Origin of the sequence: Synechococcus sp. RSCCF101 (assembly GCF_008807075.1) — a bacterium.
In the GTDB taxonomy this organism is placed as follows: Bacteria; Cyanobacteriota; Cyanobacteriia; order PCC-6307; family Cyanobiaceae; genus RSCCF101.
Genome location: NZ_CP035632.1, coordinates 1668618 through 1684221, shown reverse-complemented (window position 1 = coordinate 1684221; position 15604 = coordinate 1668618). Strand labels below are relative to the sequence as shown.

At 68.3% G+C, this 15604-nt stretch carries 14 protein-coding genes, 1 tRNA gene and 1 riboswitch; of the genes, 9 read left to right on the top strand and 6 right to left on the bottom strand.

The window, feature by feature from the left end; genetic code table 11:
* Window positions 1–95: 95 nt before the first annotated feature.
* Both gltB and EVJ50_RS08265 read left to right on the top strand, forming a co-directional pair.
* Window positions 96–4694: a glutamate synthase large subunit gene (gene gltB / locus EVJ50_RS08270; RefSeq protein WP_150883427.1), complete on the top strand. Its 4599-nt coding sequence runs from the start codon at window positions 96–98 to the stop codon at window positions 4692–4694.
* Window positions 4695–4712: 18 nt separating this feature from the next.
* Window positions 4713–5033, top strand: coding sequence for a YciI family protein (locus EVJ50_RS08265; RefSeq protein WP_150883426.1), 321 nt, complete (start codon window positions 4713–4715; stop codon window positions 5031–5033).
* A 20-nt stretch (window positions 5034–5053) separates the two neighbouring features.
* On the opposite strand, the gene lipA is transcribed toward EVJ50_RS08265, so the two are convergent.
* On the bottom strand, window positions 5054–5965 hold the full coding sequence (lipA, locus tag EVJ50_RS08260; protein ID WP_150883425.1) for a lipoyl synthase: 912 nt from the start codon (window positions 5963–5965) through the stop codon (window positions 5054–5056).
* Between the two features lie 63 nt (window positions 5966–6028).
* Here lipA and EVJ50_RS08255 point away from each other — a divergent pair.
* From EVJ50_RS08255 to EVJ50_RS15015, 3 genes are all read left to right on the top strand, one after another.
* Window positions 6029–6102 (top strand) — tRNA-Pro (locus EVJ50_RS08255).
* A 69-nt stretch (window positions 6103–6171) separates the two neighbouring features.
* Window positions 6172–6687 carry an EamA family transporter gene (locus EVJ50_RS15020; RefSeq protein ID WP_225322857.1) on the top strand — a complete coding sequence of 172 codons (516 nt, stop codon included), beginning with the start codon at window positions 6172–6174 and terminating at the stop codon, window positions 6685–6687.
* 14 nt (window positions 6688–6701) lie between these two features.
* Window positions 6702–7241 carry a DMT family transporter gene (locus EVJ50_RS15015; protein ID WP_225322856.1) on the top strand — a complete coding sequence of 180 codons (540 nt, stop codon included), beginning with the start codon at window positions 6702–6704 and terminating at the stop codon, window positions 7239–7241.
* A gap of 12 nt (window positions 7242–7253) precedes the next feature.
* Here the strand turns inward: EVJ50_RS15015 and EVJ50_RS08245 are convergent, their stop codons facing one another.
* From EVJ50_RS08245 to EVJ50_RS08230, 4 genes are all read right to left on the bottom strand, one after another.
* Window positions 7254–7970 (bottom strand): energy-coupling factor ABC transporter ATP-binding protein, encoded by a 717-nt coding sequence (locus EVJ50_RS08245; RefSeq protein ID WP_150883424.1) that lies wholly within the window; start codon window positions 7968–7970, stop codon window positions 7254–7256.
* Entirely contained in the window at window positions 7970–8782 is an 813-nt protein-coding gene (gene cbiQ, locus EVJ50_RS08240; protein ID WP_150883423.1) for a cobalt ECF transporter T component CbiQ, read from the bottom strand. The genes EVJ50_RS08245 and cbiQ overlap by 1 nt, the downstream gene beginning before the upstream one ends.
* Window positions 8783–8823: 41 nt before the next feature.
* On the bottom strand, window positions 8824–9150 hold the full coding sequence (locus EVJ50_RS08235) for an energy-coupling factor ABC transporter substrate-binding protein (protein WP_150883422.1): 327 nt from the start codon (window positions 9148–9150) through the stop codon (window positions 8824–8826).
* A 72-nt stretch (window positions 9151–9222) separates the two neighbouring features.
* Window positions 9223–9981, bottom strand: a complete 759-nt coding sequence (locus tag EVJ50_RS08230; protein WP_150883421.1) for an energy-coupling factor ABC transporter permease — start codon at window positions 9979–9981, stop codon at window positions 9223–9225.
* A gap of 190 nt (window positions 9982–10171) precedes the next feature.
* A riboswitch (cobalamin riboswitch) is annotated at window positions 10172–10316 on the bottom strand.
* 593 nt (window positions 10317–10909) lie between these two features.
* Here EVJ50_RS08230 and EVJ50_RS08225 point away from each other — a divergent pair.
* The 3 genes from EVJ50_RS08225 to EVJ50_RS14605 all read left to right on the top strand — a co-directional run bounded on the left by EVJ50_RS08225 (window position 10910) and on the right by EVJ50_RS14605 (window position 13571).
* Window positions 10910–11278 (top strand): hypothetical protein, encoded by a 369-nt coding sequence (locus EVJ50_RS08225; protein ID WP_150883420.1) that lies wholly within the window; start codon window positions 10910–10912, stop codon window positions 11276–11278.
* A gap of 224 nt (window positions 11279–11502) precedes the next feature.
* Complete coding sequence (locus EVJ50_RS08220) at window positions 11503–13122, top strand: iron uptake porin (RefSeq protein ID WP_150883419.1); 1620 nt, start codon at window positions 11503–11505, stop codon at window positions 13120–13122.
* Window positions 13123–13214: 92 nt separating this feature from the next.
* Entirely contained in the window at window positions 13215–13571 is a 357-nt protein-coding gene (locus EVJ50_RS14605) for a hypothetical protein (RefSeq protein ID WP_191964721.1), read from the top strand.
* A gap of 99 nt (window positions 13572–13670) precedes the next feature.
* On the opposite strand, the gene EVJ50_RS08210 is transcribed toward EVJ50_RS14605, so the two are convergent.
* Window positions 13671–14336, bottom strand: coding sequence for a Fe2+-dependent dioxygenase (locus EVJ50_RS08210; protein WP_150883418.1), 666 nt, complete (start codon window positions 14334–14336; stop codon window positions 13671–13673).
* A gap of 273 nt (window positions 14337–14609) precedes the next feature.
* On the opposite strand from EVJ50_RS08210, the gene EVJ50_RS08205 reads away from it, so the two are divergent.
* Window positions 14610–15593: an extracellular solute-binding protein gene (locus tag EVJ50_RS08205; protein WP_150883417.1), complete on the top strand. Its 984-nt coding sequence runs from the start codon at window positions 14610–14612 to the stop codon at window positions 15591–15593.
* Window positions 15594–15604 lie beyond the last annotated feature (11 nt).

The window sequence follows — 15604 nt, the reverse complement described above, 5'->3', positions numbered from 1 at the left end:
GCGTGGTGCGAGGTCCGTCCGGCGCTGCCGTGCCGCCGCATCCGGCCGCTCCCGGCTCCCATCACACGCAGCGCACCGACCAAAGAGTTCCTCTCATGCTCCCTGGCCCTCAGTCCAAGCCCGCCTGGCCCCATCGGGACTCGGCGGCCCCACGGGCGATCGCCGGCGAGAAGGATGCCTGTGGTGTCGGCTTTCTCGCCCATCTGGAGGGTCGCCCCAGCCGCTGGGTGCTGGAGCAGGCGCTGCGGGGTCTGGGCTGCATGGAGCACCGGGGCGGCTGCGGCGGCGATTCCGATTCCGGAGACGGTGCCGGCATCCTCTGCGGCATCCCCTGGGCGTTCCTCGAGCAGGTCTGGCCGGCGGCCCAGCAGAGCAGCGATCGCTCCCGCGGCCTGGGCATGGTCTTCCTGCCCACGGACCCGGACCGGCGCGAGCAGGCACGGGCCTTCTGCGATGAGGAGGCCCGTCGCCTCGATCTCCAGCCCCTGGGCTGGCGGGTGGTTCCGGTCGATCAAAACGTTCTTGGCCCCCTGGCGCGCGGCACGGCCCCGGCGATCGAGCAGTGGCTCGTCGGCTCCGAGGCGAGCGGCGACGCCCTGGAGTCCCTGCTGTTCCGGCTGCGCCGCCGGGTCGGTGACCGCTGCCGCGAAGCCTGGGGTCTGTCGCCGACCGATCTCTACTTCGCCTCCCTGAGCAGCCGCACCGTTGTGTACAAGGGCATGGTGCGCTCCGAGGTGCTGGCGCCCTTCTACAGCGATCTGCGGGACCCGCGCTTCGAGGTGGGCTTCGCCGTGTACCACCGCCGCTTCAGCACCAACACCCTGCCCCGCTGGCCCCTGGCCCAGCCGATGCGGCTGCTCGGCCACAACGGCGAGATCAACACCCTGCTGGGCAACCTCAACTGGGCCCGGGCGGCCGAGACCCATCTCGAGCACGCCTGGGGTGACAGCGCCCGCGACATCACCCCCGTGGTGAATGCGGCCTTCAGTGATTCGGCCAACCTCGACGCGGCCCTCGAGCTGCTCGTTCGCAGCGGCCGTCCGATCACCGACAGCCTCCTCACCCTCGTTCCCGAGGCCTTCCATCAGGAACCGGAGCTGGCCAGCCGCCCGGATGTGACGGCCTTCTACGAGTACAGCGCCTGCGTGCAGGAGGCCTGGGACGGCCCCGCCCTGCTCGTGTTCGCCGACGGCCGCCGTGTCGGTGCGTCCCTCGATCGCAATGGCCTGCGCCCGGCCCGCTACTGCATCACCGACGACGGCTACGTGGTGATGGGGTCCGAGACCGGTGTGGTGGACCTCGACGAGAGCCGCATCGTGGAGAAGGGCCGGCTCGGCCCCGGCCAGATGCTGGCGGTGGATCTGGAGAACCGACGCATCCTCCACAATTGGGATGTGAAGGAGGACGCCGCCGCACGGCACCCCTATCGCGCCTGGCTCGAGGAGCACCGCCGCCAGCTGGCGCCCGCTCCCTGGACCGATGGACCCGTGCTGAGCGAGCTCGACCTGCTCCAGCGGCAGACCGCCTTCGGCTTCACCGCCGAGGACCTCGATCTGATCATCGAGGACATGGCCGGTCAGGGCAAGGAGCCCACCTACTGCATGGGGGATGACATCCCCCTGGCCGTCCTGTCGGACAAGCCCCACCTGCTCTACGACTACTTCAAGCAACGCTTCGCCCAGGTCACCAACCCGGCGATCGACCCGCTGCGGGAGCAGCTGGTGATGAGCCTGGACATGCACCTCGGCCCCCGCGGCTCGGCCCTGTGTCCCGTGCCGGAAGCCGCCGCCGTGCTGCATCTCGCCACGCCCGTGCTCAACGAGGCGGAGCTCGACGGCCTGCATCGCTGCGGTCTGCCGACCCGCACCCTCTCGACCCTGGTGCCGGTGGCCGACGGTCCCTCCGGGTTCGCCGGTGCGCTCGAGCGGCTCTGCGAGGCGGCCAGTTCCGCCGTGGCGGAGGGTGCCGCGATCCTGGTGCTCTCGGACCGCTGTGCCTCCGGCATCGGCGCCGCCACCACCTACCTGCCGCCCCTGCTGGCGGTGGGTGCTGTGCATCAGCACCTGCTGCGCCGCGGTCTGCGGTTGCGCTGCTCGATCGTGGCCGACACGGCCCAGTGCTGGAGCACCCACCATCTGGCCTGCCTGATCGGCTTCGGGGCCAGTGCGGTCTGTCCCTGGCTCACCTGGGAGACCACACGCCACTGGCTGCAGCATCCCAAGACCCGCAAGCTGATCGAGCGCGGCAAGCTGCCCGCCCTGTCCCCGGCGGATGCCCAGGCCAACGTGCGCAAGGCGCTGGAGGCGGGTCTGCGCAAGATCCTCTCCAAGATCGGGATCTCCCTGCTGGCGAGCTACCACAGCGCCCAGATCTTCGAGGCGATCGGCATCGGAGCCGACCTGATCGAGCTGGCCTTCGCCGGCACCACCAGCCGAGTGGCGGGACTGTCGCTGGAGGATCTGGCCAGCGAGACCCTGGCCTTCCACGCCAAGGCCTTCCCCGAACTCAACCGCAGCAAGCTGGAGTTCATGGGCTTCGTGCAGTACCGCACGGGAGGCGAGTACCACCTCAACAGCCCGGAGATGGCCAAGGCCCTGCATGCGGCCGTCGCCGCCGGGCCGGGCTACGACCACTTCGCCACCTACCGCACCCTGCTGGAAAACCGGCCGGCCACCGCCCTGCGGGACCTGCTCGATCTCACCCCGGCGGCCACGCCGCTTCCCCTCGATCAGGTGGAGAGCGCCGAGAGCATCTGCAGCCGCTTCTGCACCGGCGGCATGAGCCTGGGGGCCCTCTCACGCGAGGCGCATGAGGTGCTGGCGGTGGCCATGAACCGCATCGGCGGCAAGAGCAACAGCGGTGAAGGCGGCGAGGATCCGGCCCGCTTTCACCCGCTGCAGGATGTGGACGAGAGCGGACGCTCCGCCACCCTGCCCACCATCTCCGGCCTGCGCAACGGCGACACCGCCTGCTCGGCCATCAAGCAGGTGGCCTCCGGCCGCTTCGGCGTGACGCCCGAGTACCTGCGCAGCGGCCGCCAGCTGGAGATCAAGGTGGCCCAGGGGGCCAAGCCCGGTGAGGGCGGCCAGCTGCCCGGACCCAAGGTGGACCCGTACATCGCCTGGCTGCGCAACAGCAAGCCGGGGGTGGCGCTGATTTCACCGCCGCCGCACCACGACATCTATTCGATCGAGGACCTGGCTCAGCTGATCCACGATCTGCATCAGGTGCATCCGGCGGCGAAGGTGTCGGTGAAGCTCGTCTCGGAGATCGGCATCGGCACCATCGCCGCCGGTGTGGCCAAGGCCAATGCGGATGTGATCCAGATTTCCGGCCACGACGGCGGCACCGGAGCCTCGCCCCTGAGCTCGATCAAGCATGCGGGCAGCCCCTGGGAGCTGGGACTGACGGAGGTGCACCGGAGCCTGCTGCAGAACGGTCTGCGCGACCGGGTGCTGCTGCGCGCGGATGGTGGCCTGAAGACCGGCTGGGACGTGGTGATCGCGGCGCTGCTCGGGGCCGAGGAGTTCGGCTTCGGCTCGGTCGCGATGATCGCCGAGGGCTGCATCATGGCCCGCGTCTGCCACACCAACCGCTGCCCTGTGGGGGTGGCCACCCAGCAGGAGGCCCTGCGGCGTCGCTTCACGGGGCTGCCCGAGCACGTGGTGGCCTTCTTCGAGTACGTGGCCGAGGAGGTGCGCCAGCTGCTGAGCGTGCTCGGTGTCGCCCGGCTCGAGGACCTGATCGGCCGCACCGAGCTGCTGCGGTCCCGTCCCGTGGCCCTGGCCAAGACGAGCCGCCTCGATCTCTCCTCCCTGCTCGGTCCCACCCTCGATCCCGGTGACCGGGGCTGGCTGCAGCACGAGGCCGGAGCCCACAGCAACGGGCCGATCCTGGAGGACCAGCTGCTGGCCGACCCCGAACTCATGCGGGCGATGGAGTCCCATGGCCAGGTGCAGCGCAGCCTGGGCATCGTCAACACCGACCGCAGCGTCGGCGCCCGTCTGGCCGGGGAACTGGCCGCGCGGCACGGCAACCGCGGCTTCCGCGGCCAGATCGACCTCACCTTCCGCGGGGCGGCCGGTCAGAGCTTCGGTGCCTTCGCCCTGCAGGGGCTGAACCTGCGGCTGGAGGGCGAGGCCAACGACTACGTGGGGAAGGGCCAGAACGGCGGTCGCCTGGTGGTGGTTCCGCCCGCCGGCGTGCAGGACCCCTGCAACCAGGTGATCCTCGGCAACACCTGCCTCTATGGCGCCACAGGCGGCGAGCTCTTCGCCCTGGGCCGGGCCGGCGAACGCTTCGGCGTGCGCAACAGCGGTGCCCGGGCCGTGATCGAGGGAGCCGGTGACCATTGCTGCGAGTACATGACCGGCGGCCTGATCGCCGTGCTCGGTGCCACCGGCCGCAACGTGGCCGCGGGCATGACCGGTGGCCTGGCCTTCATCCTCGATGAGGACGGTCGCCTGGAGCAGCGCCTGAACCGGGAGATCGTGAGCCTGCACCCCTGCAGCACCCCCGAGCAGGAGGCGCTGCTCCGGCCGCTGCTGGAGGCGCACCTCACCGCCACCGGTAGCCCCAGGGCAGCCGCGATCCTGGCGGACTGGCCCCGCTGGCGCGCCCTGTTTCGGGTTGTGGTGCCCCCATCCGAGCGCGAGGCCGCCGGCCTGGCCGCCCGGGAACAGGTGGCCGCCTGACCCTCGGGGCATCAGGCGGTGGTCTGGTTCGTCAAGCAGGAGACCTTCCTGGCCCCGCGGCCCGCGCTCGAGGAGCCGCTGCGCGACCACCGGGCCTGGGTGCGGCAGCTGCAGGCCTCCGGCCATCGCATCAGCAGCGGCTACCTGGTGGATGAGGAGGGTCGCCCCGGCGGTGGCGGCCTGATGCTCTTCGAGGCCCCCGATGCCGAGGCGGCCGCTGTCCTGGTGGCGGCCGACCCGATGGTGCGCAGCGGCCTGGTGGACTGGCAGCTGCACCAGTGGCGCTCCGCCGTGGGGGATCTGGCCACCGCCCCGGCCGCGGAGGGCGGCTCAGCCTGAAGACCGAAGGGGGGTCCGAGTCAGCGCGGGAAGCGCCGCATCAGCTGCTGCACCTCGCCGGCGTGGTAACTGCTGCGCGTGAGCGGCGAGCTCACCACCTGGAGAAAGCCCAGCTCCTCTTCGCCGAGGCGCCGGAACCGGTCGAACTGATCGGGCGTGACGAAGCGATCCACCGCCAGGTGCTTCGGGCCGGGTGAGAGGTACTGACCGATGGTGACGATGTCGACCGCATGGGCCCGCAGGTCCCGCAGCACGGCCACCACTTCCTCGTCGGTTTCGCCGAGCCCCACCATCAGGCCCGACTTGCTGAACACCTTCGGCCAGCCCTCGCGCACACGCCGGAGCAGCTCCAGCGAGCGCTCGTAGATCGCCTGGGGCCGTGCGCGCGGGTAGAGGCGCGGCACGGTTTCGATGTTGTGATTCAGCACATCGGGGCTGCAGGCCATCAGGGCCTCCAGCGCCTGCCAGTCGCCGCAGAGATCGGGGATCAGCAGTTCGACGGTCGTGGCGGGAGAGCGCTCGCGCAGGCGCTCCACGCAGGCCACGAACTGACTGGCCCCGCCGTCGGGGAGGTCGTCGCGATTCACCGAGGTGATCACCACATGCCGCAGCCCCAGCCGCGCCACCGCTTCGGCCAGCCGCTCCGGTTCACTCGGATCGAGGCCGCGATCGCTGCGGTCGAAGGCGATGTCGCAGTAGGGGCAGGCCCGGGTGCAGCCCGGACCCATGATCAGAAAGGTGGCGGTGCCGCCGGCGAAGCACTCGCCGATGTTCGGGCAGCTGGCCTCCTGGCAGACCGTGTTCAGCTTGAGGTCCACCAGCAGGTCGGCCACGGCGCCGATGCGCTCACGCTGCGGTGCCTTGACCCGCAGCCACTCCGGCTTGAGGGCCGGGGAGGGCTGAAGGGCCGTTGCGGAAGAATCACCTGCCATGGTGCGAGCATAGGAAGGGTGCCCTGACGGGCCGGAGGGGCTGATCCCCTAAGCTCACCTCAACGGGATGTAGCGCAGCTTGGTAGCGCACTTCGTTCGGGACGAAGGGGCCGCAGGTTCGAATCCTGTCATCCCGATTGCTCAGCACCACTGGCTCCTGCCGAGGTGATCGGAGCCATGCACAACGCTCTGCCGGCGCAGTTCCGATGAGGCGGCAGGGCCTGATCGCCGGCCTTCTGGCGGCTGTGCTCTTCGGCTGCAGCGCTCCCCTAATCGGCGCGCTGGTGGGGGATGGATCGCCCCTGGTGGCCGCCGGCCTGCTCTACGGCGGCGCCGCCCTGGCCCTGCTGCTGGTGCGCGCCGTGCGCGGGGCGTCCGACCGGGAGACCCCCGTGCTCCGGGCCGATCTGCCGGCCCTGGTGGCCCTGACGGTGCTCGGGGGAATCGTGGGGCCGATCGCTCTGGTGATGGGTCTGGCCCGCCTGTCGGGCGCGTCGGCGTCCCTGCTGCTGAACCTTGAAGGGGTGTTCACCATGGCCATCGCCGTGCTGGTGGGCCGGGAACACCTGTCCGGGCGCGGTCTGGCCGCGGCGGGGCTCACCCTGGCCGGTGCACTGGTGCTCTCGGAGGGCTCGCTGGAGGGCGTCACTCTGCAGGGAACTCTCCTGATCGCCGTCGCCACCCTGGCCTGGGGGCGGATAACACCATCAGCCAGCGCCTGAGTCTGCGCAATCCTGTGCAGATCGCCACCCTCAAGACGGTGGGTGCCGCGCTGCCGATGCTGCTGCTGGCCCGCGCCATGGGGCACAGCGTTCCGCCAGTGGGAACCACCGCGGCGCTGCTGCTGATCGGTGCCCTCGGCTACGGCATCTCCATCTGGCTTGATCTGCTGGCCCTGCGGGCCATCGGTGCCGCGCGCGAGGCGGTGGTCTTCTCCACCGCCCCCTTCGTGGGTGCCCTGTTCGCCGTGGGGGTGCTGCGGGAGGCCGTCACACCGGCCCTGCTGCTGGCGGCGCCCCTGATGGCGGCCGGACTGGTGCTGCTGCTTGGCGAACAGCACAGCCACCGCCACCGGCATGCGGCGCAGCGCCACGACCATCGCCATCGCCACGACCCCGGCGGCGGCGAGCTGCACCACCGCCATCGCCACAGCGAAGCGCAGCTGGAGGGGATCGACCTCAGCCGCCCCTTCGTGCATGCCCACGAGCACGAGCACGAACCCCTGAAGCACGTCCACCCCCACGTGAGCGACGCCCACCACCGGCACCGCCACTGAACCGGGCCGGGGTCAGCCCAGGCCGATCGCCACGAGCGCATCGGGATCGCTGAACACCCGCTCCGGCGATGCATCGGTGATCACCCTGCCCCGGTGCATCACCAGCACCCGGTCGGCGTTCCGTTGCGCGAAGGAGAGATCGTGGGTCGCCATCACCACCGTGGTACCGGCGGCGTGGATGGCCTCGAGCAGCCTCTGCAGGTTCCGCACCTGGCCGGGATCGAGATAGGCCGTGGGCTCGTCCAGCAGCAGCAGGCTGGGACGCAGGATCATCACATCGGCGATGGCCAGCCGTTTCTTCTGCCCCAGGCTCAGGGCGTGCACCGGACGGTCGGCCAGATCCTCCAGCTCGAAGCTGACCAGGGTCTGCTGAACCCGGTCGGCGATCTCGGCGTCGGGGCAGCCGAGGTTGCAGAGCCCGTAGGAGAGATCCTCCTCAACGGTGGCGGCGACCAGCTGCTCCTCCGGGTTCTGGAACACCAGCCCCACCTGCTGGCGCAGCCGCCTCAGGGCGGCCCGCTCGTAGCGCAGCGGGCTGCCCTGCCAGTGGATCGTTCCGGCCGAGGGGCGGTAGAGGCCATTGGCCAGGCGGAAGAAGGTGGTCTTGCCGCAGCCGTTCTGACCGATCAGGGCGTAGCGCAGGCCGGCCCGGATCTCCGCCGAGAGGGCCACCAGTGAGGGCGTGGCCGCGGCGGGGTAGGTGTAGCTCACGGCGTCGAATCGCAGCATCACGGCGTGGCGGCGGGCCCGAGGTGGTGGAGGGCCGTGAGCAGGCCGAGGAGGAGGAGGCCGGCGAGGGCTTCGTTGCGGTGCCGCGGCGAGGGGCGGTAGCGGCGGCGGTGCCAGAGGCGGATCGTGCCGGTGTAGCCGCGGGCCGTGAGGCCCAGCACCAGCTGCCGGTAACTCTGCAGGCTGCGCTGCAGCAGCTGGGCCACCAGCACACTCAGGCTGCGCATGGAGGACCGCCAGCTGCTGTAGCCGAGGCGGGACTGCTGGGCGGTGATCATCACGGCGGCGGTGTCCGCGAGCACGAAGACGAAGCGGTGCATCAGCCCCATCAGCTCCGTGAGCAGCTCCGGGCAGCCGCAGCGCCCCAGCACACGGGTGATCTCCACCATCGGCACGGTGAGCAGCACCAGCAGCAGAGCGGAACTGAGGGCCATGGCGCGGGGCAGCACCAGAGCGGCCTGATCCAGACCCTGCCGGCTGATGAACAGCAGCAGCGGGCCGATCGCCAGCGGCTGCAGCGCATCCGCCGGTAGCCCTCCCGCCGGTGCCGCCCCGCTGATGCCCACGATCAGCGCCACCAGGCTGAGCAGGATGAACCCCAGCGGCAGCAGCAGCAGACGCAGGCACACGTCCAGCTGGATGCGGGCGTGCACCGTGAGCCAGCGCAGGATCCAGGCCACCATCAGCAGCTGCACGCCCACCGGCGCCACGTAGCCCAGCAGGAACAGGGCCGCGGCGAAGGCGAGCCTGTGCTCCGGCGGCAGGGTCCGCAGCCCGTTGCCGCTGGCCAGCATGTCGATCCGGCGGAGCATCAATCCGTCGCCCTGGGGCCCGGCCGCTCAGCAATGGGCGGTCAGGATGGCGTCCCGCTGCTGCTCCGTCCCTTGTAGAGGCCGATCAAGTAGCCGATCACGCCGGCGCCGATGGCGGCCTGCGACACGAACAGCAGGCTCTCGATCTCGCCGCTCGGGGGCTCCATCAGGCTGCTGAACCAGGGTTCGTAGGCCGGCTGGACCTCGGTGACCGCATCGGAACCCTTTCCGTCTGCGCCTTCGAAGTCGCCGTGGACGATGAACAGCGGCAGCAGCGTCAGGGCGACCACGGCCAGCAGGATCAGCCAGTTGCCATCCCGTCTTGGGGTGGTGTGCCGGGCCGGGGCGGGATCAAGGGAGTGAGTCATGGCCTGAGGAAGGGGAGGGCGATGCGGAGACGGGTGATGCCATCCGCCGTGGGGATGGGTGGACGGGCTGGATCAGGCCGGATCGGGGCGCAGCAGCTTCAGGGTCTGCAGCTCCTCGGTGGCGTAGGCCTGGAGCCAGTTCCAGACCAGAAGCGTGAGCAGTCCCTCGGTGAGCGAGAGGGGGAGCTGGGTGAGGAAGAAGATGCCGGCGAACTTGCCGAAGGAGACCATCACACCGCCGCTGGCGGCAGGGAAGGCCACGGCCAGCTGAACCGCCGTGACCAGGTAGGTGGCCAGGCCGCCGACGGCGGCCGCCAGAAACACCGCCAGTTTCTGCCGGCCCGCGGCGGCCACCAGCCGGTAGACGCCGTAGGCCACCCACGGGCCCACGATCGCCATCGCGAACACGTTGGCCCCCAGAGTGACCAGGCCGCCATGGGCCAGGAGCAGGGCCTGGAAGATCAGCACCAGGCTGCCGAGCACGGTCATCACCGACGGACCGAACAGCACGGCGCCCAGGCCGGCACCCGTGGGATGGGAGCAGCTGCCCGTCAGCGATGGAAGCTTCAGAGCCGAGAGCACGAAGGCGAAGGCCCCGGCCAGGGCCAGCAGCAGCTTCAGTTCGGGCTGCTCCCGGGTGATCCGGCTGAGTGAGCGCAGCCCCCAGACGAAGAAGGGCAGGGAGACCAGCCACCAGAAGGCAGCCCAGGGCGCCGGCAGGAAGCCCTCCATGATGTGCATCGCCCGGGCGGGCTGGGCGGCACCCAGCAGCAGCACGGCGCCGAGGCCGAGCATGCCGCCCAGTGCGGTGAGTCGTCGGTGCCGTCTCATGGCTGGATGGTGGGGAGATGGGACGGGGCCTGGCGCAGCCCCATCGGCGGCTGCCGGTCTCGGGCAGCGCTGACGTCACGCGCTGATCGCGTCCCGGGAGCGGAGAAATGAAGTGGCGGCGGGAGCAGCGCTCCATGCACGCCACCATGCAAAAGACGGTGGGGCGTCATCTGTGCCTCGCAGATGCAGGTGCTGTGGGTTGTGCAGCGGCGGGCGTTCTGACTGGGAGGGGGTTGCCTCCGTCACAGCTGCGGGACAGTGCCGGACTCACACCGGTCTTTCCCCGTTACCTCCAGCGGCTGATCCCCGCTGGAACCGATGCGGATCGGCACAGTGGCTGCGTGGCTGTCGCCAGCAGGTCTGTGCCGGTGGTTGTGATGCTGGCGCGCGAAAGTGCGTCAGCTCAACCTTAGGCACACCGCTGAGCTGGCTTCATAAAGCGTTGCGCTTTATCTGGGGGCTGATGGCTGGCGAGGGGCACGCCAGTGACACGCGTTCCCTTGGTCCTGAGGCTCACGCTCCTGATTCATCGGGCTCTCTCGCTCGCGCAGGCGCGCAGTGCGTGCTCAGGACGCGGAGGTATGGCGTGTCTTGTGTGGTGTGATCGACCGGATCAGCTGATGATCATGCCGACGATCGCGATCAGTCTGGCAACCTTGATCGATGCGATCGGTTGCCGCAGTGCCCTGACCGCAGAGTGCCTCGGACATCAACGAACCATCAGAACTGGCATGCTGTTTCTGACTGTCGGCCCCTGGAGGTGATGACAGCGAGACCTCGCTTCTCCGGCTGAGCCTTGGCACGCAATGAGGCCAACTTCGCTGTGACTTCTGTGTCATGATTGTTGTCGGTGACGAGAGCACGGCCTGTGGTGTCGATGAACGCAGATCCGTCTGGCTTGAGATGTGGCATCCGGCAGCCGTGGGTCGTGGTGGCTGTGCTCGGCTTTCTGCTCGGTGCCTGCACATCGCCGGCGGATCGGGTGATCCGTGGTCATGACGATTTCGTGATGCGGATGCAGGAGCAGGGGCTGAACCGGAGCTCCTACGCCGAGGAGTGGGAACGGGCCGACGAGGAGGGGGAGTACTGGCGCGCCTGCCAACTGTGGCAGGAGGGGCTGGCGCTCAAGGCGGCGGAGCTGAGCGAGATTCAGGAGCGCCTGGCCATCCTCAGGGACCAACTGGATCGCGAGGAGGCCCGCCGGGTTCACGAGGAGCTGCTGACCCTGGCGGATTACCCACTGGAGGCGAATCGCGCCTCCATGGAGGCTTACTGCGAACAAGTGGGCCTGGATTGACCCTTCGTCAGATGTGACGCATCACGCCGGTGGAGCCTCCTGCCATCGTCTCGATCGCGTTTGCTCAACGTGGCCAGAAAGGATTGCATCGGCATAGCCGAATCGAGGCGGATACCGCGTCTGTGTATCAATTGGGCGAACCGACGGTCACATGTCTGCGTTGGCGTTCAGGTCTTGCTCCTTAGCCTTCGCCCGCTCTTCGGAGCCCGTGTGTGAGGACTCTCATGAAATGTTTTCCGCGACTGCTGGTCGCTCCAGTTCTGCTCGGTCTTGCGGCCCCGGCTGTGCTGCCTCCGGCCGGAGCCCAGGCCACGGAGCTGAACCTTGACGATGTCAGCGCTTACGCCGTTGACGAGGAGGCTGAATCCGTCGATCCGTTCGATCAGGTCACCAGCATCTCCCAGTTCTCCGACGTCTACCCGACCGACTGGGCCTACCAGGCGCTCTCCAACCTGATCGAGCGCTACGGCTGTGTGGCCGGCTATCCGGACGGCACCTACCGCGGCGGCCGTGCCATGACCCGCTTCGAGGCGGCGGCACTGCTGAACGCCTGCCTGGATCGGATCACCGAGGTGACCGACGAACTCAAGCGCCTGATGAAGGAGTTCGAGAAGGAACTCGCCATCCTCAGGGGCCGCGTCGATGGCCTTGAGGCCCGCGTGGGTGAGCTGGAGGCCACTCAGTTCTCCACCACGACCAAGCTCTCCGGTAAGGCGGAGATGGTGCTCGGCGGCACCAGCTACACCGGTGATTATGACTACAACGATCTCGACGATCCTCAGGAAGCCACCAGCTTCATCTATCGGACCACGCTCAACCTCAACACGAGCTTCACGAGCAAGGACCTGCTCTACACCCGCCTGCGCAGCGGTAACGCGCAGGACAGTGCCTTTTCGGGCAAGGGCTATGTGCCCCTGGCTCTGCTGGATTCAGCCAACAACAACGACAACACCGTCAAGCTCGACAAGCTCTGGTACCAGTTCCCGGCCGGTGACTTCACCTTCTATGTGGCCCCGCGCGCGGAGAACTACTACTTCCTCTCCAGCCAGCCCACGATCTACAATCAGGGCCGCTTCATCCTGAAGCTGTTCAAGTGGCGCGGCGCTGATGGTGTCTATGGCCATTCCAGTGGTGCTGGTGGTGGCTTCAACTGGAAGAAACGCGGCGGCGATCCGATGCAGCCCAGGCTCGGCATCAGTGCCAGCTATATCGCCCGCGAAGCTGAGGACGGCAACCCGAACACCGGTGGCATCGGCACCGATAACGCCGAAGGCAAGTTCGTGGCCCAGGTGGCCTACGGCAATCCCCAGTGGCAGATCTCTGCCGGTTACGCCTACACCCAGCAGGCCATGACCCTGGGTCTGGGCACCACCGACGGTGGCGCCGGGGTTCCGGCCGGTGCCGACGCCAACTCGCTGGCGGTGAACGGCTACTGGCAACCACTGCGTTCCAGCTGGATTCCGGCGGTCAGCGTCGGCTATGGCGTCACCTGGCTCAATCTCGACGGTGACGCTCCCGACGGCACCCGCAGTCAGAGCATGAGCTGGATGGCAGGCCTGGAGTGGAAGGATGCCTTCGCCGAGCGCAACCGTCTCGGCTTCGGCATCGCCGGCCCTCAGTGGGTCACCGAGCAGAAGGGTGGCGACACCCCCGACGACGGCAACATGGCGTTTGAACTCTGGTATGAGTTCCGTGTCACCGACAACATCGCCGTGACCCCGGCGCTGTTCTATCTCAGCCGTCCCTTCGGCCAGGAAACCGGCTCCAGCGCCGAAACCGGTGGCGTGGGAACCGACAGCTTCGGAACCCTCGGCTACCTGGTGCGGACCACCTTCCGCTTCTGATCCCGACAGCCTGAGCCTGCCGGCACGGCTCCCTCACTCCCTCACACACCACAGCCTCCCCTCGGGGAGGCTGTGGTGTTGGTGATTGCGGTGTGGCTGGCGCGTGCCAGGCCTCACCAGCAGTTCTCACCTTCGCCGATGGGAATGCAGATTTCCGGCTCACTGCCTTCTCCTTCGCCTTCTCCTTCACCGCCACCGACTTCCCCTTCCCCTTCCCCTTCTCCCTCACCTTCACCGCCTTCTCCCTCACCTTCACCGCCAACGCCCTCTCCGCCTTCGCCCATCTCGTTGACAGGCTCATCGGTGGTCCATTCCTTCAGGCCACTGCCTTCTCCTTCCCCTTCGCCTTCACCCGCCACGGCCACGGAGGGCTGCAGGGCCTGAGTGGCGATCAGCGTGGATGCGGCCAGGAAAATGGCGACTGGGGAACGGTTGCCCATGGCGAGTGAACGATGCACGCTGATTCTTGCGGCCGCCGGCCTCAGGGGAGGCACAGGTGCTACGCCACGGCGTAGCGAATGATGCGTGCACGGGCTGGCTCTCGCGGCTCAGTCGCCGAAGCGTCGCAGCAGATTGCCGTACGCCTGAAAGATCAGATCGAGGGATGGCGAGGTCCCGTGCTCGGCCAGCAGCGCCCGGGCCCCGGCATCCAGTCCGAAGAGGAGCATGCGGTCGTCGTGACTCTGAACATGGCTCTGGATCCAGCCCACGCAGACCAGGCGTTCCCCGCGGCTGACGGTGGTGACTTCATGCAGGCTGGTGCTGGGGTAGAGCACCACCTCGCCGGGCTCCAGTTTCACCTCCCGGCTGTCCTGCAGGGTCTGGATGCGCAGAACGCCGCCCTCGTAGTCGAAGGGATCGCTGAGAAACAGGGTGAAGGACAGATCGCTGCGACCGCCCCGCATGTAGGCGTTGTCCACATGCATGCCGTACCCCTGGCCCACACCGCTTCGGCTGAACATGGTGCCGTGGATCCGGCAGGGCAGAGCAAAGCTTTTGATCAGGGGATCGCGTCTCAGGTGCTGCATCACCCGATCCGTGGCGTCCCTGCCCACCGGGCAGCTGCGGGTCAGCTGCTGGTTGTTCTTGACTCTGGCTGATTGACGCCCGGCTGTGGCGCGGCCATCGGCCCAGGCGGCGCCTTCGGCGTTCACCATCGTGATCAGCAGGCTGACAGCCTCTGCCGGGAGAAGGCGGTGAATCAGAAGATCCATGCAATCGAATCTGGCGGCAGCCGCCCTCAGGGATCCGGCCCTGCCTGTCTCATTGGTTACGCCGGCGTGTGATGCATGACACGGCGGCGGCGGGAGTCGGGCAAAGGGCTCTGGGGGCCTGAATAGCATGGCCTCAGGCCCTTCACTCCAGCGATGCGTTCCTTCCGCCGCGCCGAATCCCGGAACCAGACGATGGTTCCTCTGACCACGACGCGGCGGGTTGGGTCTGCCCTCGGGGGAATCCCCCGGCTTGCCTGGGGGATCACCGGGGCGATGCTTCTGTCGGGCGGCGTGAGTCTGATGGCTGCAGCCGAGGCCGCTGAAGTGCGTGTGTATTCCGGTCGTCACTACAACACCGATCGGGATGTGTTCAAGCGGTTCTCGGATCAGACGGGCATCCGCGTGCGCCTGCTCGAGTCCACCGGCCTCTCTCTGGTGGAACGCCTCAAACGGGAAGGGGCCCGATCGAAGGCCGACGTGATCATCCTGGTGGATGCGGCCCGCATCAATCAGGCGGCGGATGCCGGCCTTCTGCAACCGGTCCGCTCCGCGACGCTCGACCGCGCTGTTCCTGCCACCTATCGTGACCCGAGCGGTCGCTGGTATGGGCTCACGCGACGCGTGCGATCGATCATCGTGAATCCGGACAAGGTCTCGCCCGGCACGATCCGCACCTATCAGGATCTGGCCAGCCCGAAACTCAAGGGCCAGTTGTGCCTGCGCAAGCGAAGCAGCGTCTACAACCAGTCACTGGTGGCCGATCAGATCCTGCTGCGCGGTCAGGGGGCAACGCGGTCCTGGCTGAATGGAATCACCCGTAATGTGACCCAGCCCTACTACGGCAATGATGTGGCCCTGGTCCGCGCCGTGGCCAGCGGCCGCTGCGGTGTGGGTGTGGTGAACCACTACTACGTGGCCCGGATGCGGGGTGGGGTGCAGGGCAAGCGGGATCAGACCGTGGCCCGCAAGGTTGAGGTGATCATGCCAAAACCGGCTCACGTGAACATCAGCGCTGCCGGTGTGGCCAAGACCGCCAGGAACAAGACCGAAGCGATTCGCCTGATCGAATTTCTGGCCTCTCCCGACGGCAACAAGGGGCTGGCCGGTCCGACCTATGAATATCCCCTGCGTGGCAGTGGTTCCTCGGCCGAGCTGCGTCGTCTCGGCTCCTTCACGCCCGACAACGTTCCCATCGCCAAGCTGGCCCGGACCCAGCCGACGGCCCTGAAAATGATGGCCGAAGCCGGCTGGAAGTAGGTCTCGGCCGG

Bases quoted from the DNA above. Each gene is read 5' to 3' on its own strand.
- gltB (WP_150883427.1), top strand. From the start codon at position 96: ATGCTCCCTGGCCCTCAGTCCAAGCCCGCCTGGCCCCATCGGGACTCG.
- lipA (WP_150883425.1), bottom strand. From the start codon at position 5,965: ATGGCAGGTGATTCTTCCGCAACGGCCCTTCAGCCCTCCCCGGCCCTC.
- EVJ50_RS15020 (WP_225322857.1), top strand. From the start codon at position 6,172: ATGAGGCGGCAGGGCCTGATCGCCGGCCTTCTGGCGGCTGTGCTCTTC.
- EVJ50_RS08245 (WP_150883424.1), bottom strand. From the start codon at position 7,970: ATGCTGCGATTCGACGCCGTGAGCTACACCTACCCCGCCGCGGCCACG.
- cbiQ (WP_150883423.1), bottom strand. From the start codon at position 8,782: ATGCTCCGCCGGATCGACATGCTGGCCAGCGGCAACGGGCTGCGGACC.
- EVJ50_RS08235 (WP_150883422.1), bottom strand. From the start codon at position 9,150: ATGACTCACTCCCTTGATCCCGCCCCGGCCCGGCACACCACCCCAAGA.
- EVJ50_RS08230 (WP_150883421.1), bottom strand. From the start codon at position 9,981: ATGAGACGGCACCGACGACTCACCGCACTGGGCGGCATGCTCGGCCTC.
- EVJ50_RS08220 (WP_150883419.1), top strand. From the start codon at position 11,503: ATGAAATGTTTTCCGCGACTGCTGGTCGCTCCAGTTCTGCTCGGTCTT.
- EVJ50_RS08210 (WP_150883418.1), bottom strand. From the start codon at position 14,336: ATGGATCTTCTGATTCACCGCCTTCTCCCGGCAGAGGCTGTCAGCCTG.
- EVJ50_RS08205 (WP_150883417.1), top strand. From the start codon at position 14,610: ATGCTTCTGTCGGGCGGCGTGAGTCTGATGGCTGCAGCCGAGGCCGCT.